Here is a 20,933-nt window from a genome sequence, read left to right on the forward strand (position 1 = left end):
TGACGCAGCGAGGCGCCCGTGCCTGAGGGCCACACCCTGTTCCGGCTGGCCCGGGAGCAACAGCTCGCCTTCGCCGGCCGCGAGGTGCACGTCAGCAGCCCGCAGGGGCGGTTCGCCGCGCAGGCTGAGCTGCTGGACGGCCGGGTGCTCGACGACGTGACCTCCTACGGCAAGCACCTGTTCGCCACCTTCGGCCCGGACGTCGTGCACGTGCACCTGGGCCTCTACGGCTCGTACACCTCCGGCACCGGGCTGCCGCCGGTGCCCCGCGGGGCGCTGCGGATGCGCTGGGAGGGGCCCGGCGAGGACGGTGAGGGGGTGTGGACCGACCTGCGCGGCGCCACCGCCTGCGACCTGATCACCGACGGCGAGGTGCAGTTCATCCTCGACCGGCTGGGCCCGGACCCGCTGCGCCGCCGGTCGGACCCGGCGAAGGCGTTCGCCCGCATCTCCCGCAGCCGGGTGGCGATCGGCGCGCTGCTGATGGACCAGGCCGTGCTCGCCGGGGTCGGCAACGTCTACCGCGCCGAGATCCTGTTCCGGCAGCGGATGAGCCCCTTCCGCCCCGGCCGGGAGGTCGACGCCGAGGAGTGGTCGCGGATGTGGGCCGACCTGGTGGTCCTGATGCGGGCCGGGGTCAAGGCGGGCCGGATCGTCACCACCGAACGCGCCGACCGGGAGCGCCGGCGCGGCCCGGCGCTGCGGGAGGACGCGCACTACGTCTACCGGCGCACCGGGCTGCCCTGCCGGATCTGCGGTACCGAGGTGCGCACCGAGGTCATGGTCGGCCGCAACCTGTTCTGGTGCCCCACCTGCCAGGTGGTGTAGCGGAGTCCCAGCGCTCGGCTGGTGATGCGCTGGGACTCCGCTCACTCACACGGCGCCCTTGGCCTCGTCGCCGGCTGGGACCGCGGTGAGCAGCCGGATGCCGATCGGCTCGGTGAGGTCCTCCTTGACGCTCTCCGAGAGCTGGTTGAACGTCTCGCCCGCGCCGTGGGCCTTGACGTCGTCCTGGGTGGCCCAGCGCTCGATCATCACGAAGCCGTAGCCGTCCTCGTGCAGGGCGTAGAGCTCACAACCGGGCTCCTCGTGCACCTTCGGGATGGCGGCGGTGAACGCCTCCCGGACGGCGTCGGCGCGGCCGGGCTTGGGCGAGATGGTGGCGACGATCAGGATGGACAACAGGGTCTCCTCACAGAGCGGTTCGGCCGGGCAGGTACGGCTCACCCTGGCGCCTACCCGCGCTGGGGACGACGATGCGGGCGTGGCCGAACCCGCAGGGACCGGACGGCGCCCGCTGCGGGTGGCCGTCGTGGGAGCCGGGCCGGCGGGCATCTACGCCGCCGAGGCCCTCGCCGGCCAGGACGACGTCCCGGTGGCCGTGGACCTCGTCGACCGGCTGCCCACGCCGTTCGGGCTGGTCCGGCACGGGATCGCCCCGGACCACGTGAAGATGCGGGCGCTGCGCGAGACGCTGCACCACACGCTGGACCACGACCGGGTCCGGTTCGTCGGCAACGTGGAGATCGGCACCGACCTGCCGCTGGACGAGCTGCGCCGGCACGTCGACGCGGTCGTCTACACCTACGGCGCGGCCGGTGACCGGCGGTTGGGCGTCCCCGGTGAGGAGCTGCCCGGCAGCCTGGCCGCCACCGACGTCGTCGCCTGGTACTGCGGGCACCCCGATGCCGACCGGGCGCGGGTGGAGGAGGCCGTGGCGCGGGCCCGCGACGTCGTCGTCGTCGGGGTCGGGAACGTGGCGCTCGACGTCGCCCGGGTGCTGGCCCGCTCCCCCGCCGAGCTGGACCCCACCGAGATGCCGCAGCACGTGCTGGACACGCTGGCGGCCGCTCCGGTGGAACGGGTGACGGTGCTCGGCCGGCGCGGACCGGCGCAGGCCACCTTCACCACCCAGGAGCTGCGCGAGCTGGGGCACCTGGCGCGGGCGACGGTGCTGGTCCACCCCCGCGACCTGGCCGACCCGGGCAACGACGCCCTGGCCGCCGCGGACCGGCACGTGGCCCGCAACCTGGCCGCACTGCAGGGCTTCACCGAGAACCGGCCGGTGGTCGGGTGGACGACCGTGCGGCTGCAGTTCCACGCCCGGCCGGTCCGGCTGCTGGGCACCGACCGGGTCACCGGGGTGGAGGTGGAGCGGACGACGGTGGACGAGGACGGCCGCGCGGTCGGCACCGGGGAGACGACCACGATCCCCGCCGACCTGGTGGTGCGCTCGGTCGGCTACCGCGGGCACCCGCTTCCCGGGCTGCCGCTGGACGGGGGCACGGTGCCGCACCGGGCCGGCCGGGTGCTGCGCGACGGCGTGCCCAGCCCCGGGGAGTACGTGGCCGGCTGGATCAAGCGCGGACCGACCGGCGTCGTGGGCACCAACAAGCACGACGCCCGGGAGACCGTCGCCTCGCTGCTGGACGACGCCGCGTCGCGCGTCCTCGTGCCCCGTGGCGACGACGACTGGGTCGACACCCTGCTGGCCCGGGGCGGGCGGCCGGTGCTGCTCGCCGACTGGCGGGCCATCGACGCCGCCGAGATCGCCCTCGGCGCCGTGCACGGTCGCGCCCGGACGACCCTGCACGACCGGGAGCAGCTGTTGGCCGCCGTCCGCGCCGCCGCCGCGGCCGCGGAGGGGTGAGGGCGCTGCCCCCGCTCGAGGCACTCGGCCCTGGGCCGGGCCGTCCGGGCCGCGGTACGGCAGACTCGGCGGTGTGAGCAGCACCCCGGTACAGACCTCACCGGCCACCACGATGATCTCCTTCGCGCGCGGCGCCCCGTCGACCGACATCGTCGACGTCGAGGGCCTCAAGCAGGCCGCCGTCGCGGCGTTCGACAGCGACCCGGCGGGGATGACCGGTTACGGGACGGCGGTCGGCTACGTGCCGCTGCGGAGGTGGATCGCCGAGAAGCACGGCGTCCCCGTCGAGCACGTCCTGGTCACCAACGGCTCGATGCAGGCCGACGCCTTCCTGTTCGACGAGCTGGCGACCCCCGGTGCCGCCGTCATCACCGAGCGCCCGACCTACGACCGCACCCTCCTGGGGCTGCGCAACCGGGGGGCCGACGTGCACTTGGTGACGCTGGAGGAGGACGGGATCGCCGTCGAGGAGGTGGCTGCCCTGCTCGAGGGCGGGCTGCGCCCGGCGCTGGCCCACGTCATCCCCAACTTCCAGAACCCGGCCGGCTACACGCTCTCGCTGGCCAAGCGGGAGCGGCTGCTGGAGCTCGCCCGCCAGTACGACCTCGTGCTGTTCGAGGACGACCCGTACGTCGACATCCGGTTCAGCGGCGAGCCGCTGCCCCGGATGCTGGAGCTCGACGGCGGCGCCGCGAGCGAGCACGTGGTCTACGCCTCGTCGTTCTCCAAGACGGTCTGCCCCGGCATCCGGGTCGGTTACCTCGTCGGGCCGCCGGCGCTGATCAAGAAGATCCAGGTGCGCGCCACCAACACCTACATCGCACCGAACATGGTCGCCCAGGGCACGGTGTACGCCTACCTGCAGGGTGACCGCTTCCCGGCGGCCCTGGAACGGGTGAAGTCGGCGCTGGCCGAGCGGGTCGGGCTGCTGGACGACGCGCTGCGGGCGCACCTGCCGCAGGCGACCTTCCGCCGTCCCGAGGGTGGCTACTTCCTCTGGGTGTCGCTGCCCGAGGGCGAGGGCCACGACGTCGCCCGGATCACCACCGAGGCGGCCGCCCGCGGGGTGGCGATCGTCCCGGGCACCGACTTCCTGCTGGAGGGCGGCGAGAACTCCTTCCGGCTCGCCTACTCCGCGGTGCAGCCCGGGGACGTCGACGAGGGCGTGCGCCGGCTGGCCGAGGCCATCGAGGCCGCCCGCCCGTAGCAGCTCCGCCGTCCCCCGGGGATCAGGTCAGCTGATCATCGTTGCTCCTGGCTCACCGCACGAGGTGAGCCAGGAGTACGCGAGGTGAGCTGAGCTGATCCCGGGAGGAGCAGCGCGGGTGCACCTGCCGACGATCGTGCTCTGCTGCCTGTCAGGCAGCAGAGCACGATCGTCCTCACCCCGAGTTGCGGAGAGCGGTGGCGACGCCGTTGACGGACAGCTGGATGCAGCGGCGGACCAGCTCGTCGTCGTCCCCGCCGCGGCGACGGCGCAGCATCTCCACCTGCAGGTGGTGCAGCGGCTCCAGGTAGGGGAACCGGTTGCGGATCGACCGGGCCAGTGCCGGGTTGTCGGCCAGCAGGTGGTCGTCACCGGTGATCGCCAGCAGCATCCGCACCGACCGCTCGTGCTCGGCGGTGATCTGGCTGAACACCCGGTCCCGCAGCTCGACATCGGACACCAGCGAGGCGTAGCGCGCGGCGAGCTCCAGGTCGGTCTTTGCCAGCACCATGCCCATGTTGGACAGCACCGTGCGGAGGAACGGCCAGCGCCGGTGCAGGTCCTGCAGCTGGGCGAGCCGGTCGGGGTCCCCGTCCACCCACGACTCGAGCGCCGTCCCGGTGCCGTACCAGCCGGGCAGCATGATCCGGGCCTGCGACCAGCTGAACACCCACGGGATGGCCCGCAGGTCGGTGATCTTGTCCCCCGCCTTGCGGGACGGCGGCCGGCTGCCGATGTTGAGCTCCGCCAGCTCCTGGATCGGGGTGGCGGCCCGGAACCACTCGACGAAGCCGGGCGTCTCGTGCACCAGCGCGCCGTAGGCGGCCCGGGCGCGGGCGGCCAGGTCGTCGACGAGCGCGTAGGTCTCCTCGGCGTCCTCCCCCAGCCCCTCGATGTCCAGCAGCGTCGACTCCAGGGTGGCGGCGACGAGCGCCTCGAGGTTGCGCCGGGCCAGGTGCGGCGAGGCGTACTTGGCGGCGATCACCTCGCCCTGCTCGGTGATCCGCAGCGAGCCGGCGACCGAACCCGGGGGTTGCGCGCGGATGGCCTCGTAGCTCGGCCCGCCGCCACGGCCGACCGTGCCGCCCCGGCCGTGGAACAGCCGCAGCCGCACGCCGCCGGCCCGGGCGACCTCGACCAACGCCAGCTCGGCGCGGTAGAGGGCCCAGTTGGCGGCCAGGTAGCCGCCGTCCTTGTTGCTGTCGGAGTACCCGAGCATGACCTCCTGGGCATCGCCGCGGCCGGCTACCAGCGCCCGGTAGACCGGGTGGTCGAGCATCGCGGCGAGGGTGGCGCCGGCCGACTGGAGGTCCTCTATCGTCTCGAACAGCGGGGAGATGCCCAGCGGGCTGGTCGGCCGGCCCTCGGCGTCCAGCTGCAGCAGCCCGACCTCCTTGAGCAGGACGGCGACCTCCAGCACGTCGCTGACCGACTCGCACATGCTGATCACGTAGTTCGGGATGGCCTCGGGCCCGAGCAGCGCGACCTGCTCGGCGGCGGCGACCAGCAGGTCGAGCTCACCGCGGGCCAGCTCGGACAGCTCGGCGTCCGGGCGCACCAGCGGGCGGCGCAGCTGCAGCTCGCCGGTGAGCAGCGCGACCCGGCCGGCCTCGTCGAGTGCCAGGTAGTCCGCGCAGACCCCCGCCCAGGCCAGCAGCTCGGCCAGCACCTCCTCATGGACCGACGAGTTCTGCCGCATGTCCAGCCCGCACAGGTGGAAGCCGAAGACCTCCACCGCCTCGCGCAGCCGGGCCAGCCGGTCGTCGGCCAGGGCGCCGGCGCCGTGCCCGCGCAGTGACCGGTCGACCGTCTCCAGGTCCGCGATCAGCTCGCCCGGGGTGTCGTACGCCGGGAGGACGGTGTCCGGCGCGGGGCCGGGGACCTCGCCGATCACCCGCAGGGCGGTGGCCGCCAGCCGCCGGTAGATCCCGCGCAGCGCCTGCCGGTAGGGCTCGTCGGCGCGGAACGGGGAGTCGTCGGACGCCGCCCGGGCCAGCGCGTACAGCTCGTCGGTCGGCGTGACCAACCGGTCGGACATGGACAGCTCGTCGGCCAGGCAGACCAGCTCGGCCAGGTGGTGCCGCAACGCCGTCGCTGCCTGGTGCGTGGTGGCCCGCCGGACGGCGTCGGCGGTGACGAAGGGGTTGCCGTCGCGGTCGCCGCCGATCCAGGAGCCCGGCCGCAGCATCGGCGTGGCCAGCAGCCCGGCGTCCGGCCAGCGCTGCTGCAGTGCCCGCCGCAGCTCGGCGTTGATCTCCGGGACCACCTGGAAGAGAGAGAGGTCGTAGTAGCGCAGCGCCTCGTCGATCTCGTCGGCCAGCCGCAGCCGGCTCAGCCGCAGCAGCGCCGTCTGCCAGAGGGTGAGCACCTCCCGCCACAGGTGCGCCGACCAGGCGGGGTCGTCGGCGTCCCGGCGCTGCAGCAGGTCGCTGATCTGCTGCTGCACCTGGGAGATGGTCTTGCGCCGCACCTCGGTGGGGTGGGCGGTGACGACCGGCACCACCAGGGCTCCGGTCAGCTCGCGGGCGACGACGGCGGGGTCCAGCTCGGCGGCGTCGAGCAGCCGGAGGGACGCCGCCAGGCTGCCCACCTGCGCCGGGGAGCCCTCCCGACGGTGGTGCCGGCGGCGACGCTCGTGGTGCACGTCCTCGGCGATGTTGGCCAGCAACGAGAAGTGGCTGAACGCGCGGATGACGTGGTTGGCCGCCCGGGGGTCCAGGCCGGCCAGCCGCTCGGCCAGCTCGCCGCGGTCCACCTCCGACCGGCGGATGCGGAACGCCTCGACCCGGGTGGACTCGACCAGGGCGAGGACGTCGGCGCCGGCCTGCTCCTCGATCACCTCACCCAGCACCCGGCCGAGCAACCGGATGTCCTCCCGCAACGGGATCTCGGAGGCGCGGTCGTCAGGTGCGCGCAGGTCGGCTGGGTCGACGGTGGCTTCGGACACCGGCGCAGTATCCGGGGTGCATGTGACGGGCTGGTGTCACGGGTCGGTCGAACGGGGAGGATGTCGGCGTGATCCGACTCGACGCGTCCCCCGCCAGCGCCGCCCCGGCCGAGCACGGGGAGGGCCCGGTCTGGGACGACGCCGCGCAGGAACTGGTCTGGGTGGACATCACCGCGGGGCAGGTCCGGCGGGGCCGGGTGCAGGGTGACGACGTCGTCGACGTGGCCGGGCACCGGGGCGGTGACACGGTGGGCTTCGTCGTCCCGGCGGCGGCCGGCGGCTGGCTGCTGGGCGCCGGAGCCGGGATCAGCCGGCTGACCGCCGACGGGCAGGCCGCCGTGCTGATCGAGCTGACCGGTGAGGGCCTGTCCGAGGAAGCGGGGGGCACCCGGATGAACGACGGTGCCTGCGACCGGGCCGGCCGGTTCTTCGGCGGCACGATGGCCTTCGACGAGCGCCCCGGCGCCGGCACGCTGTACCGGCTGGACCTGGACGGGACGGTGAGCACGGTCCTGGACGGGCTCACCGTGTCCAACGGGCTGGGCTGGTCACCGGACGACGCGACGGTCTACCTGTCGGACTCGGGCGCGAAGGCGGTGTGGGCCCACCCCTACGACCTCGCCTCGGGCACGTTCGGCGAGCGGCGGGTGCTGCTGGACTTCCACGACGACCCGGACGGTGTGGCCGACGGGCTGACCGTGGACGACGAGGGCTGCCTCTGGACGGCGCTGTGGGGCGGCGGCCAGGTGCGGCGGTACTCCCCCGACGGTGAGCTGCTCGCGGTGGTCGACGTCCCCGGCGTGGAGAACACGACCAGCTGCGCGTTCGCCGGTGACCTGCTGGTGATCAGCACCTCGGTGCACGGGCTGGACGACAACGCCCGCGCCGCCCAACCCGACGCCGGCCGGCTGTTCACCGTCCGGGCGGGCGTGAGCGGCCCCCCGGCGAACCCCTATCGCGGCCCGCTCGGCGCCCTCGCCCAGCGCTGAACCCGAGGGGCCATGTTGGCCAACATGGCCCCTCGGGCCGTCAGGCGCGCTCGGCGCGCATGGCGTCGCGCAGCTTGACCTTGCCGCCGGTGCGCAGCAGCGCGCCGGCGTAGATCCGGCCGCCCACCCGGACGATCGCGGCGATCGCGACCAGCATGAGCACGACGGCGAGCACGACCTCCCACCACTCCGCTCCCCCGGCGGCCTGCCGCACGGGCATGACCAGCGGCGAGAGCCCCGGGATGAACGAGGTGACCGTGGACAGCGTGCCGGTCGGCTCCTGCGCGGCCTGGATCGAGATCACGAAGCCGACGACGAGCAGCACGGACGCCGGGGTGATCACGCTGGCCAGGTCCTCCTGCCGGCTGACCAGCGACGCCGCGGCGGCGAACACCGAGGCGTAGAAGGCGTAGCCGAGCACGAACCAGGCGACCACCGTGAGGACCGTGCCGATGAGCCGGCCGGGCAGCTCGACGACGTCGAAGGCCAGCGCCCCGGCGACGCCGACGACCGCGATGACCAGCATCTGGGCCAGCCCGAGCAGCCCGAGGCCGAGGATCTTCCCGGCGAGCAGCTGCCAGGGGCGCATGGTGGCCAGCAGCAGCTCCACCACCCGGCTGGACTTCTCCTCGACCACGCCCTGGGCGACGAACTGGCCGAACAGGATCAGCAGGCTGTACAGCACGACCACCCCGACCAGGGCCACGACCGCGGCCTCGAGGTCGGCGTCGGCGTCCGGGTCGAGCGCGACGACGTCCACCCGCGGCGGGCTCTGCAGCTGCACGCCCGCGTCGGCCAGCTGCTGGTCCACCGCCATGCCCTGCACGGCGCCCTGCGCGATGGTCTCGGCGGAGCCGCCGCTCTTCTCCACGAGCAGCTCCGGCTGGGCAGCCGACGGGCTGAGCAGCGCGGCGTCGACGTCGCCGTCCTGGACCGCGCGGCGCGCGGCGGCCTCGTCGTCGTAGTCGACGACCGAGACGTCGGTGTCCAGCGCCTCCCCCTGCGCCGTCAGGGCGTCGGTGACGGCCGCGCTCCCACCGACCACCCCGAGCTTCGTGGACTCGCCGCCGCTGTTGACGGCCACCTGGAAGACGAGCATCCCCAGGATGAGCAGGATCAGGACGCCGGAGCCGATCAGGAACCCCTTGTCCCGGATCCGGGTGGAGATCTCCCGGCCGGCGACCAGGCGGACCAGCTGGGCCGGCGTGTGCGGCCGGATCTCGGTGGTGGTCATGCCGCCACCTCCCGGGTGTCGGTGACGGCGCCGCGGAACAGCTCGACCAGGGTGGGCTCGCGCCAGGCGAAGTGGGTGACCCGCCCGGTGGACAGCGCCGCCGCCAGCACCTGCTGGTCGTCGGTGCCCGGACCAAGCTCCAGCACGACGTCCGCGCGCTGCTCGGAGACGACCCGCACCCCCGGCACCGCGGCCGCCCACCCGGGTGGCGCGTCCGGCGCGACCACCCGCAGCTGCCGGCCGGCTGCTCCCGACCGCAGCTCCCCGACCGTGCCGCTGGCGACGATCTTGCCCCGGGCGAGGATCCCGACCGCGTCGCACAACCGCTCGACGAGGTCCAGCTGGTGGCTGGAGAAGACCACCGGGACGCCGCGCCGGCACTGCTCGAGCAGCGCCTCGGCGAGCGAGTCCACGCCGACCGGGTCCAGGCCGGAGAACGGCTCGTCGAGGATCAGCACGTCGGGCTCGCTGACCAGGGCGGCGGCGAGCTGGACCCGCTGCTGGTTGCCCAGCGACAGCTTCTCCACCCGGTCGCCGCGGCGCTCGCCCAGCCCGAGGCGCTCGGCCCAGGTCTCGGCGGCGCGGGCGGCCGGTGCAGCGTCCAGGCCGTGCAGCCGGGCGAAGTACGTGAGCTGCTCGCCGACCTTCATCTTCGGGTACAGCCCGCGCTCTTCGGGCATGTAGCCGATCCGGCGGCGGACCGCCTCGTCGACCGGGCGGCCGAGCCAGCGGACCTCGCCGGCGTCGGCCCGGGCCAGGCCCATGGCGATCCGCATGGTCGTGGTCTTGCCCGCGCCGTTGGACCCGCAGAAGCCGAACATCTGCCCCGGGGCGACGGTGAAGCTCACCCCCTCCAGCACCTGGTTGTCGCCGTAGGCCTTGTAGAGCCCGTCGAACTCGAGCACAGCCCCTCCGCGGGTCGTCGCCTGCCTGCCGCCGTCACTTTCCATGTCGGAAAGACTGGCGTATCACTTTCCGCCTCGTCAAGTGACCGGTCGGGTGTGTCTGCGGGTCGAGACCGACCGTATCGGCGTCCCGGGCTGCGGCCCAGCCCCCCGTCAGGTGTCATCGACCCATGAGCACCGAGAACCACCCGGCCCAGCCGCCCTCCGGAGTCGGCCTGGCCGGGTTGCGCGAGGCCGCGGCCGGCTGCCGGGCCTGCGAGCTGTGGGAGCCGGCCACCCAGACCGTCTTCGGCGAGGGCCCGGAGACCGCCCGGATCGTCTTCGTCGGCGAGCAGCCCGGCGACCAGGAGGACCGCAAGGGCGAGCCGTTCGTCGGCCCGGCCGGCCGGCTGCTGGACAAGGCCCTGGCCGAGTCCGGCATCGACCGCCGGGACGCCTACATCACCAACGCCGTGAAGCACTTCCGGTTCACGCCCACGCCCAAGCGGCGGATCCACCAGTCCCCGGGTGCTGAGCACCTGACGGCCTGCCGGCCGTGGCTGGAGGCGGAGTTCGCCGTCCTCCAGCCGGAGGTCGTGGTCTGCCTCGGCGCGGTCGCGGCGAAGGCGCTGATCTCGCCGTCGTTCCGGATCACCAAGGACCGCGGCCAGCTGCTGCCCTGGACACCACCCGGCCGGCACGCCCTGCCGCTGACCGAGCCGGACGCCGACGGCGACGAGCCCGAGGAGGAGGTGCCGGCCCAGACCTGGATGCTGGCGACCGCGCACCCCTCTGCCGTCCTGCGCACCCCCGACGAGGCCCGCGCCGCCGCCTACGACGCCCTGGTCGCCGACCTCAGGGTCGTCGCCGCCGCCCTCGCCTGAGAGGGGCCATGTCGGCCGACATGGCCCCCGGGGTCAGCTGCGCTCCGGCTCGGGGAGACGTGCGCCGGCGGCGAGCTCGGCACCCGCCTCGACCTCCGCCTCCCGGCCGACGAGGGTGATGTCACCCTCGCCGCCGACGGTGGCCCGCTCCCCCACCACGACGTTGTCGTCCAGGACCGCCCGGGTGACCGTCGCGCCCCTCCGCACCCGGACGCCGGGCAGCAGCACCGAGTCCAGGACCGTCGCGCCCTCCTCGACGACCACGCCAGGCGACAGCACGGACCCCCGGACGTTGCCCGAGACGCGGGTCCCGCCGGAGAGCAGGCTGTTCTCGATCTGCCCGTCGTCGAGCACCCGGGCGGCGCTGTGCCGGCCGCCGCGGGTGTGCACCGGCCAGCCCGGCTCGTCCAGGTCGATCGGCGGCTCCGCGGACAGGAAGTCGCGGTGGGCCTGCCAGTAGGACTCCACCGTGCCGACGTCGCGCCAGTAGCCGTTCAGCGGGTAGGCCCGGGCGAGGCCGTCCTTGGTCTGCGCAGGCAGCAGGTGGGTGCCAAGGTCCTCCAGGCCGTCCTCGCCGACCTGGTCCCGGAGCGCCTGCAGCCGGTCGAGCGTCTCCGTCGGGGAGAACACGAAGACCTCGTTGGTGGCCGTCGTCGTCGCCGGCTCATCGGGCTTGTAGGCGTAGTCGGTGACCGTCCCGTCGTCGCCGACCTGCACGATGCCGTAGCGCGCGGCGTCGTCCGCCTCGACCTCGGTGGTCACCATCGTCACCTCGGCGCCCGAACCCAGGTGGGCGTCGACGACGTCGCGGTAGTCGAGCTTGTAGACCGCGTCGGAGCTGACCACGACCAGCGCGTCCGGGTCGAACTGCCGGATGAGCTCCGACTGCCGCCACAGCCCGTCGGCGGTGCCCTCGGTCCAGCCGCCGCGCTCACTGCCCTGGAACGGCGCCATCATCATCAGCCCGCCGGTGGTGCGGTCCAGGTCCCAGGGGCGGCCGTTGGCCAGGTGCTCGTTGACCGACTGGGGCTGGTACTGCACCGACACCCACACGTCGGCGATGCCGGAGTGCTCGCAGTTGGACAGCGGGAAGTCGATGAGCCGGTAGACGCCGGCGAACGGGACCGCGGGCTTGGCCCGGGTCTCGGTGAGCAGTTCCAGACGGCTGCCCTTGCCACCGGCGAGCACCAACACGAGGACCTTCGGGAGAGCCATGCCGTCCCGCTACCCGATGGCCCCGGGTGCAAGCGCCAACGATCAGCTCCCGGCCATCCTCCGGCGGGCGGACGCGGCGAGCTCCTCGGCCCGCGAGGCGCGGAACAGCCAGAACGACGGCACCAGGACGGCGACCAGCAGCATCGCCGCGACGATCACCACACCGCCGGACACCATCGCCGCGCTGACGCCGAACGAGCTGGCCAGCACGCCGGCGCGCAGGTCGCCCAACCGGGGGCCGCCGGCCACCACGACGATGAACACACCCTGCATCCGGCCGCGCATCTCGTCCGGCGCGGCGCTCTGCAGCATCGACGTCCGCAGCACCGCGCTGACCATGTCACCGGCACCGGCGACGGCCAGGCAGAGCACCGCCAGCCACAGCGTCGAGGCCAGCCCGAACCCGATGATCGCCACGCCCCAGACCGCGATGGCGGCCAGCACCACAGCGCCCTGCCGGTCGACCCGGCTCACCCAGCCCGACGTCAGCCCCATCAGCAGCGAGCCGATCGAGACCCCGGCGAACAGCCAGCCCAGGCTGTTGGCGTCCCCGCCGTAGGTGGTCACCGACAGCTCCGGGAACACCGCCTGCGGCCAGGCGAAGAGCATCGCGATGATGTCGACGACGAAGGTCATCAGCAGCACCGGCTGGGTGCGCAGGAAGGCGAAGCCCTCGCCGACCCCGCGCACGGCCGCGCCGAGCCGGAGCGGCCCCGCGGCGACCCCGCCGGGCGGCAGCGGCGGCAGGCCCCGCAGCAGCAGGACCGCGGCGAGGAACCCCAGCGCGTCGATCGTGTAGAGGACCGACAGGTCGCCGACGCCGATCAGCAGCCCGGCCAGCAGCGGTCCGACGATCACCCCGGCCTGCCGGACGGTCATCGCCAGGGCGTTCGCGGCCGCCACGCCGTCCGGCCCGACCAGCGCCGGGATCACCGCGCTGCGGGCCGGCTGGTTCACCGCGGCGAACGCCGACACCGCCGCCGCCAGCACCCACAGCACCGCCACGGAGCCCTCGCCCGGCAGCAGCGCCTGCACGGCGAGCAGCGCGCTGGTGACCGCGGCACCGACCGAGGTGACCAGCATCAGCGTGCGCCGGTCCATGGCGTCCGCGATCGCCCCGCCGAGCAGGCCGAACACGACCAGTGGGACCAGCGCGACGACCGAGGTGAGGCCGACCATCAGCGAGGAGCCGGTCAGCTCGTACACCTGGTACGGGACGGCAACCAGCGTCATCTGCTGGCCGAGCATGGTGACCGTGACGCCGCCGAAGACCCGCCGGTAGGCGCGGTTGCGCAGCGGCGAGGTGTCGATCGCCCAGCTCCTGCGCCGGCCGGTCGGCTGCGGTTCCTCGACCGGCCCGCCGCCCTCCAGCGGGTCGACCGGGGTCAGGTCCTGAGGGCCATGTCGGCCGACATGGCCCTCCCCTGGTCCGTCGGGGTCCTTCATGGGGCCAGGCGCTGCACGACCCAACCGCCGCCTTCCTCGTCGTCGCGGACGAACACCAGCCGGTCGTGCAGGCGGTCGGAACCGCCCTGCCAGAACTCCACCCGCTCGGGGAGCACCCGGTACCCGCCCCAGTTCACCGGCCGGGGCAGCTGCCCGGGCGGGGTCTGCGCGTCCAGGTCGGTCACCCGGGTGCGCAGCAGGTCGCGGGACTCGACCACCGTCGACTGGATCGAGGCGGCAGCGGCCAGCTGCGAGCCCCGCGGGCGGGGGTCCCAGAGCAGGTCGGAGGCGGTCTCCCCGATGCGCTCCACCGAGCCGGTCACCCGCACCTGGCGCTGCTGGGCATGCCAGGGGAACACCAGTGCCGCCCGCGGGTTCACCGCCAGCTGCGCGCCCTTGGCCGAGGCGTAGTTGGTGCCGAAGACGAACCCGTCGACGTCGTAGCCCTTCATCAGCACGACGCGGGCGTCCGGGGCGCCGTCGGCGTCGGCGGTGGCCACCACCATCGCGTTGGGCTCGGGGAGGTCGGCGGCGACGGCGTCGGCGAACCACCGGTCGAACTGCTCGAGCCAGGTGGGGGCGAGACCGTCCTCCCCGAAGGCGCCGTCGTCGTAGTCCCTGCGCATGCGGATCAGGTCGGGCACCACCTCATGCTGTCACCGCTGCGCCGGGCGCCGCCGGGTGACCGTGGACACCTGGGCCGCCCGGGTTCACCAGCGCGCCCGGGACGGCCTAGGTTGGGCCTCGTCGTGCGCTGGTCCAGCGCCGTCCCGACCCGCGCGCAGAGGAGCATGCGAGATGGCTGACGACTTCGTCCCCGGACTCGAAGGCGTCGTCGCCTTCGAGACCACCATCGCGGAGCCGGACAAGGACGGCGGCGCGCTGCGCTACCGCGGCGTCGACATCGAGGACCTCGTCGGCAAGGTCACCTTCGGCAACGTGTGGGCCCTGCTGGTGGACGGCAGGTTCGGTCCTGGCCTGCCCCCGGCCGAGCCGTTCCCCATCCCGGTGCACACCGGTGACGTGCGGGTCGACGTGCAGGCGGCGCTGGCGATGCTCACCCCGATCTGGGGCTACCGCCCGCTGCTGGACGTCTCCGCCGAGGAGGCCCGCGACGAGCTGGCCCGCGCGGCGGTGATGGCGCTGTCCTACGTCGCGCAGTCCGCGCGCGGGATCGGCGTCCCGGCCGTGCCGCAGAAGCGGATCGACGAGGCCGGCACCATCGTCGAGCGGTTCATGGTCCGCTGGCGCGGCGAGCCCGACCCCCGCCACGTCGCCGCCGTGGACGCCTACTGGACCTCGGCCGCCGAGCACGGCATGAACGCCTCGACGTTCACCGCCCGGGTCATCGCCTCCACCGGTGCCGACGTCGCCGCCGCGCTCTCCGGCGCGATCGGCGCCATGTCGGGCCCGCTGCACGGCGGTGCGCCGTCCCGGGTGCTGCACATGCTGGACGGCGTCGAGGAGTCCGGCGACGCGACGAGGTACGTCAAGGACCTGCTGGACCGGGGCGACCGGCTGATGGGCTTCGGCCACCGCGTCTACCGCGCCGAGGACCCCCGCGCGCGGGTGCTCCGCCGCGCCGCCGAGGAGCTCGGCGCCCCCCGGTTCGAGGCCGCCCGCGCGCTGGAGCAGGCCGCGCTGCAGGAGCTGCGCGAGCGCCGTCCGGACCGTCCGATCGAGACCAACGTCGAGTTCTGGGCTGCGATCGTGCTGGACTTCGCCGAGGTGCCCAGCCACATGTTCACCTCGATGTTCAGCTGCGCCCGCACCGCCGGCTGGTGCGCGCACATCCTCGAGCAGAAGAACACCGGGCGGCTGGTGCGCCCGTCGGCGCGGTACGTCGGACCCGACCCGCGCAAGCCCGAGGACGTCGAGGGCTGGGACACCATCACCACCAAGGCCGTCACCGAGGCCACCCCCGCCTGATGAAGGACCCCGCTGCCCCCCACCCCTCGCAGGCTCGGGGCGGGCCCCTGCAGCGGGGCCGTTGAACTGAGAGGCATGCCGTACATGAGCATCACGATCCCCGCCGACCTGCTGCCGAAGGACGGGCGCTTCGGGTGCGGCCCGTCGAAGGTGCGCCCCGAGGCCCTGCAGGCGCTGGCCACCGACGGGGCGGCGCTGATGGGCACCTCGCACCGACAGGCGCCGGTCAAGGGCCTGGTCAGGCGGGTACGCGAGGGGCTGACCCAGCTCTTCGACCTGCCCGACGGCTACCAGGTGGTGCTGGGCAACGGCGGGACGACGGCGTTCTGGGACGCCGCGACGATCGGGCTGGTCCGCCGGCAGAGCGCGCACGGCAGCTACGGCGAGTTCTCCGCGAAGTTCGCCTCCGGCGTGGCCGACGCGCCCTTCCTGCAGCCGCCGCTGGTGACCCGGGCCGAGCCGGGCTCGCTGGCGCTGCCGCCGGCGCACCTGGGCGTCGACGTGTACGCCTGGGCGCACAACGAGACCTCGACGGGTGTCATGGCGCCGATCCTCCGCCCGGCCGAGGCCGACGACGACGCGCTGGTCCTCGTCGACGCGACCTCCGGCGCCGGTGGCCTGCCGGTCGACGTCGCGCAGACCGACGTCTACTACTTCGCCCCGCAGAAGTCCTTCGCCAGCGACGGCGGCCTGTGGATCGCCCTGATGTCACCCGCGGCGCTGGCGCGGGTCGCCGAGATCAAGGCCTCCGACCGCTGGATCCCGGGGTTCCTCGACCTCTCGATCGCCGTGGACAACAGCAGCAAGGACCAGACGTACAACACCCCCGCCGTCGCCACGCTGTTCCTGCTGGCCGACCAGATCGACTGGATGCTCGGCCTGGGCGGGCTCTCCGGCGCCGTCGCCCGCAGCCGCGAGTCCTCCAGCCGGCTCTACGACTGGGCGGAGAAGACCGAGTACACCCAGCCCTTCGTCGACCGGGTGGACGAGCGGTCCCACGTCGTCGGCACCATCGACTTCGACGAGTCCGTCGACGCCGCGCTCATCGCCACGACGCTGCGCGCGCACGGCGTCGTGGACACCGAGCCGTACCGCAAGCTGGGCCGCAACCAGCTGCGGGTCGGCATGTTCCCGGCCGTCGACCCCGACGACGTGAGCGCGCTGACCGCCTGCATCGAGTCCGTGGTCACCCAGCTCTGAGCGGGAAGTAGCGGGATCAGTGAATCGCGCACCACCTTTCTGGTCGCGGGATCAGCTGGTTCGTGTGAGGGTCGTCGCAGGCCCGGGAGCACGACCCGGGCACTGAGCTCGAGGAGCACCTGTGTCGCACCCACCACGTCGCGTAGGAACGGCCATCGTCGGGCTCGGGGGCGCCGTGGCGACCACCGCCGTCGCCGGGCTGGAGCTCCTGCGGCTCGGCGCCGTCGGCGCCGACGGTCTCCCCCTCGCCGGGCTGACCCTCGGGAACGCGTCCCTGGAGGAGGCCACCGGCCTCGTCGGCTACGACGAGCTGGTCATCGGCGGCTGGGACCTGGATGGTTCGGACCTCTACAAGGCCGCCGAGCAGCACGCCGTGCTCGACGCCCGCCAGCTGTCGCAGGCCGAGCCGCTGCTGTCGACCATCACCCCCTGGCCCGCTGCCGGCGACGCCGACTTCTGCCGCAACGTCACCGGCGGCAACGTGGTGCTCGCCGAGGGCCGCCGGGCCCAGGTGGACGCCGTCCGCGCCGACCTGCGTCGGTTCCGCGAGGAGCAGCAGCTCGACGGGCTGGTGCTGCTCAACCTGGCCTCGACCGAGCGCTGGCCGGACCCGGCAGCGGCCTGCCTGCAGACGCCCGAGGCGTTCGAGGCCGGCCTGGACGCCGACGACCGGGCGATCACCCCGTCGATGGTCTACGCCTACGCGGCGATCACCGAGGGCGTCGGCTACGCCAACTTCACGCCCTCCCTGTCGGCCGACGTCCCGGCGCTGGTGCAGCTCGCCGAGCAACGCGGCGTGCCGATCGCGGGCAAGGACGGCAAGACCGGCCAGACGATGATGAAGACGGTGCTCGCGCCGGCCTTCCGCAGCCGCGCGCTCACCGTCGAGGGCTGGTACTCCACCAACATCCTCGGCAACCGGGACGGGCTCGCGCTCGACGACCCGGCCTCGCTGGAGAGCAAGCTGCAGACCAAGGCGAAGGTGCTCGACTCGATCCTCGGCTACCCCGTCGAGGACCACGTCGTCCGGATCGACTACTACCGCCCCCGCGGTGACCAGAAGGAGGCCTGGGACGCCATCGACCTGGTCGGCTTCCTCGGCCAGCGCATGCAGATCAAGGTCGACTTCCAGTGCCGGGACTCGATCCTGGCCGCACCGCTCGCCGTCGAGATCGTCCGGCTGGTCGACCTCGCCCAGCAGCGCGGGGAGGGTGGCGTGCAGCGGCACCTGGGCTGGTTCTTCAAGGCCCCCATCACCGCCGACGGCAGCACCCCCGAGCACGCCCTGCACCGCCAGGAGACGGAGCTGCTGGACTGGCTGGCCGACGGCGTGGCACCGGCCGGGGGCGACGCCCAGCCCGGCTCGCGGTGACGGCGACGACCGACCTGTCCACCCTCGGGGCGCTGCGGCCCCTGCTCGCCGAGATCGGGGACGCCAAGCGCGTCCGCACGGCCGCAGCGCCCGGCTCGCTCGCCGAGCGGGCGTTCGCCCGCGCGTGGGCCCGGCTGCTCGAAGGCGAGGACGCCGAGACGGTGGCGCTGTCGGAGACCGCGGCGGCGGTGGCCCGGGCGCGACTGGCCGGGATCGACGCCGCGGTGCTCGCAGCGGCCGGGATGACCGAGGACGAGGCGCAGGCGGTGCTTCGGCGCGCCTTCGACGAGGTCGCCGGGGCGATCGACGTCGACCTGGCCGGCCGGCTGCGGGCGGCGCTGCCCGAGCTGCGGCCGGCCGGGCCCCCGCCGTCCCTGGCGGTGGCGCTCAACGCCCAGCCGCGGGCCGGGGCCACCAGCCCCGGCAAGCCGCGGGTGATCGTCGAGCCGCCGGAGAGCCACGGCGACCACTGCTTCACCGTGGCCGTCTACGGCTGCCTGCTGGCCCCCGCGCTGGGCGCCGACCCGGTGCCGCCGTTCCTCGTCGGGATGGCGCACCACCTGCACAACGTGGTGCTGCCCGACGCCGGGTTCGCCGGCGAGGTGCTGCTGGGCGGCGCGCTGGACCGGGTGCTCGGGACGCTCGAGGAGCGGGAGCTGGCCCTGCTGCCCGCGGAGCTGGCGGCCCGGCTGCGGCAGGTGCTGGCGCTGCGGGCCGACGCCGTGGCGCCGGAGTCGCAGGCCTTCCACGCCGCCGACGTCCTGGACCGGGTGCTGCAGGTGCACCACCACGCGCGCGCTGCCGCCTTCACCGCGGCGCAGGCGCTGGACGACCTGGAGCTGGTGCACGCAGGCCCGGTTCAGTCCTTCCACCTCGACGTCCTCGCCGCGGCTGGCCTGTGAGCGTGCAGGCGACGCTGTCGGGCGTGACGGCGGCCGGCGTGCCGGTCGTCGACGGCATCCCGTTCGCCCGCACCGGGCGGGAGGAGCTGCAGGGCCGGGTCGCCGACCTGCTGGCCGACGGCGAGGTCGACCGCGCCCGGGTGGCGCTGTTCGCCGACGCCGACGACTGGTGGACCGAGCCCGCGCCACCGGCCGAGCAGCTGGCGCAGGTGCCGGCGGCGCGGACGCTGCGCGAGGCGATGGACACCCTCGGCATGGGCCGGGTCGGTGACTACTTCGCCCACCGCTGGTCCGACCCCACGCACCTGGCCGGCCTGGCGCTGCTGGGCCGGCACTGGCCCGGGGACGCACCCGTCGTCGACGTGGCCTGCGGCATCGGCACCCAGCTGCGCGAGCTCGCCCGCCGCGGCGTCGCCGACCTGGTCGGCCTGGACGTCGTCTGGTCCAAGCTCTGGCTGGCCCGGCGCTTCGTCTGCCCGACCGCCCGGTACGTGTGCGCCGACGTGACGACCGCACCGGACCTGCAGGTGACCGGGCCGGCGTACGTCACCTGCCACGACGCCTTCTACTTCTTCCGCGACAAGCCCGCGGCCGCCGCGGCGATGACCCGGCTGGCCGGCCTCGAGGGCACCGTCGTCGTGGGGCACGCGCACGTGGCCGACCCGCACGGCGCGCCGCTGCCGCCGCAGGACTACGCCCGGCTGCTGCACGCGACGGTGCTCTACGACGACGAGGAACTGACCCGCTCGCTGCTCGAGCGGCGCCCGCCCCGGCCCGCGCCGGCCGAGGAGCTCGTCGGCAGCGAGGCGATCGCCCTGGTGGCCGGCGACCTGCGCGGCCCGGCCCCGGTGGACCTGGGCGAGCCGCTCGAGCCGCTGCGGCCCAACCCGCTCTACACCGACGGCAGGTTGCACTGGCCCAGCGAGCGGTACGCCGCCGAGTACGGCCCCCGGTCGGCGCACCTGCCGGACCGCTGGCCGGACCCGCTGCCGGCCGACGCGGCCCGCCGGCGGCTGCTGGTCGACCTGCCGGAGCAGTGGTGAGCGGCGTCGGGTGGGGGATCGCCGGCTGCGGCTGGGTGGCCCGCGACCACGCCCTCCCCGGCCTGCTGCAGGTCCCCGGTGCCCGGCTGGTGGCCCTGCACGACCGCGACCCCGGCGCGCTGGCGCGGATGCGCGCCGAGGTGCCGGCCGGCACCGACCTGGCGGCGTTCCTGGCCACCCCCGGTCTGGACGCGGTCTACGTCGCGGTGCCCAACTCCGCCCACCGGCAGGTGGTCGAGGCGGCCGCCGCCGCGGGCGTCGCGGTGCTGTGCGAGAAGCCGCTGGCCGCCGACGTCGCCGACGCCGAGGCCGCCGTCGCCGCGGCCACCCGCGCCGGCGTCCTGCTCGGCACGGCCTTCGACCAGCGCTGGCACCCCGCCCACGTCCGGCTGCGCGAGCTGGTGCCCGAGCTGGGCACGGTCACCGCCGTCCGGATCGCCTACTGCTGCTGGCTGCCGGCCGACTGGTCACCCGACGGCGGCCCGCACGACAACTGGCGGGTCGACCGGTCACGGGCCGGCGGCGGCGCCGCGATCGACCTGGCGCCGCACGGGCTGGACCTGGCCGGCGTCCTGCTCGGCGACGACGTCGTCGAGCTCACCGCCCTCCTGCAGTCCCGGGTACAGGACTACCCGGTGGACGACGGCGCGCTGCTGGCCGGCCGCACCGCCGGCGGCGTGCTGGTGGACCTGCACGTGTCCTACAACTGCCCCGACGCCCTCCCCCGCCGCCGGCTGGAGGTGGTCGGCACCCGGGGCATGGCCGTCGCCGTGGACACGATGGGCCAGACCGCCGGCGGGTCGCTGACGCTGTACCGCCCCGAGCCGGTCGACGTCCCGTTCGCCGGCACCGACCCGTTCACCGCCCAGTTCGCCGGCTTCGGCGCCGCCGTCGCCGGCGAGGCGCCCTGGCCGTACCCGGCCGACCGCGACCTCGCCCTGCACCGCCTGCTCGTGCAGGCCCTCGACACCGCCACCGACCGCACCGGAGTCGCCTCGTGAGCACCGCGCCGTCCGCCCACCCCACCACCC

General features: G+C 74.4%; 17 protein-coding genes and 1 pseudogene. 11 read left to right on the top strand and 7 right to left on the bottom strand.

Annotated features, from left to right (window positions below; genetic code table 11):
- The first annotated feature begins 18 nt into the window (after positions 1 to 18).
- The gene (locus tag FHL79_RS15265; protein ID WP_138759439.1) at positions 19 to 828 is read left to right on the top strand and encodes an Fpg/Nei family DNA glycosylase; all 810 of its coding nucleotides are present in this window, start codon (positions 19 to 21) and stop codon (positions 826 to 828) included.
- Positions 829 to 873: 45 nt separating this feature from the next.
- Here FHL79_RS15265 and FHL79_RS15270 read toward each other — a convergent pair whose 3' ends face one another.
- The gene (locus FHL79_RS15270) at positions 874 to 1,182 is read right to left on the bottom strand and encodes a putative quinol monooxygenase (protein ID WP_138759440.1); all 309 of its coding nucleotides are present in this window, start codon (positions 1,180 to 1,182) and stop codon (positions 874 to 876) included.
- A gap of 82 nt (positions 1,183 to 1,264) precedes the next feature.
- Here FHL79_RS15270 and FHL79_RS15275 point away from each other — a divergent pair, with 82 nt between their 5' ends.
- Positions 1,265 to 2,650: an FAD-dependent oxidoreductase gene (locus FHL79_RS15275; RefSeq protein ID WP_246080828.1), complete on the top strand. Its 1,386-nt coding sequence runs from the start codon at positions 1,265 to 1,267 to the stop codon at positions 2,648 to 2,650.
- A gap of 73 nt (positions 2,651 to 2,723) precedes the next feature.
- On the top strand, positions 2,724 to 3,857 hold the full coding sequence (locus FHL79_RS15280) for an aminotransferase-like domain-containing protein (protein ID WP_246080830.1): 1,134 nt from the start codon (positions 2,724 to 2,726) through the stop codon (positions 3,855 to 3,857).
- Positions 3,858 to 4,032: 175 nt separating this feature from the next.
- Here FHL79_RS15280 and ppc read toward each other — a convergent pair whose 3' ends face one another.
- Positions 4,033 to 6,804 (bottom strand): phosphoenolpyruvate carboxylase, encoded by a 2,772-nt coding sequence (gene ppc, locus FHL79_RS15285; protein WP_218938482.1) that lies wholly within the window; start codon positions 6,802 to 6,804, stop codon positions 4,033 to 4,035.
- A gap of 68 nt (positions 6,805 to 6,872) precedes the next feature.
- Here ppc and FHL79_RS15290 point away from each other — a divergent pair, with 68 nt between their 5' ends.
- A complete protein-coding gene (locus FHL79_RS15290) occupies positions 6,873 to 7,793 on the top strand; it encodes an SMP-30/gluconolactonase/LRE family protein (protein ID WP_138759441.1) in 921 nt (306 codons plus the stop codon).
- Positions 7,794 to 7,833: 40 nt separating this feature from the next.
- Here FHL79_RS15290 and FHL79_RS15295 read toward each other — a convergent pair whose 3' ends face one another.
- Together FHL79_RS15295 and FHL79_RS15300 are read right to left on the bottom strand one after the other, a co-directional pair.
- Complete coding sequence (locus tag FHL79_RS15295; RefSeq protein WP_138759442.1) at positions 7,834 to 9,027, bottom strand: ABC transporter permease; 1,194 nt, start codon at positions 9,025 to 9,027, stop codon at positions 7,834 to 7,836.
- On the bottom strand, positions 9,024 to 9,932 hold the full coding sequence (locus FHL79_RS15300; RefSeq protein ID WP_138759443.1) for an ABC transporter ATP-binding protein: 909 nt from the start codon (positions 9,930 to 9,932) through the stop codon (positions 9,024 to 9,026). The genes FHL79_RS15295 and FHL79_RS15300 overlap by 4 nt, the downstream gene beginning before the upstream one ends.
- A gap of 143 nt (positions 9,933 to 10,075) precedes the next feature.
- On the opposite strand from FHL79_RS15300, the pseudogene FHL79_RS15305 reads away from it, so the two are divergent.
- A pseudogene (locus FHL79_RS15305) lies at positions 10,076 to 10,795 on the top strand (UdgX family uracil-DNA binding protein); the annotation flags it as partial.
- A gap of 33 nt (positions 10,796 to 10,828) precedes the next feature.
- On the opposite strand, the gene FHL79_RS15310 reads toward FHL79_RS15305, so the two are convergent.
- The 3 genes from FHL79_RS15310 to pdxH are packed head-to-tail and all read right to left on the bottom strand — an operon-like array spanning position 10,829 to position 14,100.
- On the bottom strand, positions 10,829 to 12,010 hold the full coding sequence (locus FHL79_RS15310; RefSeq protein ID WP_138759445.1) for a glucose-1-phosphate adenylyltransferase family protein: 1,182 nt from the start codon (positions 12,008 to 12,010) through the stop codon (positions 10,829 to 10,831).
- A gap of 42 nt (positions 12,011 to 12,052) precedes the next feature.
- Complete coding sequence (locus FHL79_RS15315) at positions 12,053 to 13,456, bottom strand: MFS transporter (protein WP_246080832.1); 1,404 nt, start codon at positions 13,454 to 13,456, stop codon at positions 12,053 to 12,055.
- Positions 13,453 to 14,100, bottom strand: coding sequence for a pyridoxamine 5'-phosphate oxidase (gene pdxH / locus FHL79_RS15320; protein WP_138759446.1), 648 nt, complete (start codon positions 14,098 to 14,100; stop codon positions 13,453 to 13,455). Before pdxH ends, FHL79_RS15315 begins: the two co-directional genes overlap by 4 nt.
- A 154-nt stretch (positions 14,101 to 14,254) precedes the next feature.
- On the opposite strand from pdxH, the gene FHL79_RS15325 reads away from it, so the two are divergent.
- From FHL79_RS15325 to FHL79_RS15350, 6 genes are all read left to right on the top strand, one after another.
- Positions 14,255 to 15,385 carry a citrate synthase 2 gene (locus FHL79_RS15325; RefSeq protein ID WP_138759447.1) on the top strand — a complete coding sequence of 377 codons (1,131 nt, stop codon included), beginning with the start codon at positions 14,255 to 14,257 and terminating at the stop codon, positions 15,383 to 15,385.
- 84 nt (positions 15,386 to 15,469) lie between these two features.
- Complete coding sequence (gene serC, locus FHL79_RS15330) at positions 15,470 to 16,585, top strand: phosphoserine transaminase (protein ID WP_138759448.1); 1,116 nt, start codon at positions 15,470 to 15,472, stop codon at positions 16,583 to 16,585.
- Positions 16,586 to 16,760: 175 nt separating this feature from the next.
- A complete protein-coding gene (locus FHL79_RS15335) occupies positions 16,761 to 17,957 on the top strand; it encodes an inositol-3-phosphate synthase (RefSeq protein ID WP_246080833.1) in 1,197 nt (398 codons plus the stop codon).
- On the top strand, positions 17,954 to 18,859 hold the full coding sequence (locus FHL79_RS15340; protein ID WP_138759450.1) for a hypothetical protein: 906 nt from the start codon (positions 17,954 to 17,956) through the stop codon (positions 18,857 to 18,859). The genes FHL79_RS15335 and FHL79_RS15340 overlap by 4 nt, the downstream gene beginning before the upstream one ends.
- 2 nt (positions 18,860 to 18,861) lie before the next feature.
- Positions 18,862 to 19,902 carry a class I SAM-dependent methyltransferase gene (locus tag FHL79_RS15345; protein ID WP_138759451.1) on the top strand — a complete coding sequence of 347 codons (1,041 nt, stop codon included), beginning with the start codon at positions 18,862 to 18,864 and terminating at the stop codon, positions 19,900 to 19,902.
- Positions 19,899 to 20,903: a Gfo/Idh/MocA family protein gene (locus FHL79_RS15350; protein ID WP_138759452.1), complete on the top strand. Its 1,005-nt coding sequence runs from the start codon at positions 19,899 to 19,901 to the stop codon at positions 20,901 to 20,903. The genes FHL79_RS15345 and FHL79_RS15350 overlap by 4 nt, the downstream gene beginning before the upstream one ends.
- Positions 20,904 to 20,933: the final 30 nt, after the last annotated feature.

The organism is Modestobacter altitudinis, assembly GCF_005930475.1.
Lineage (GTDB): Bacteria > Actinomycetota > Actinomycetes > Mycobacteriales > Geodermatophilaceae > Modestobacter > Modestobacter altitudinis.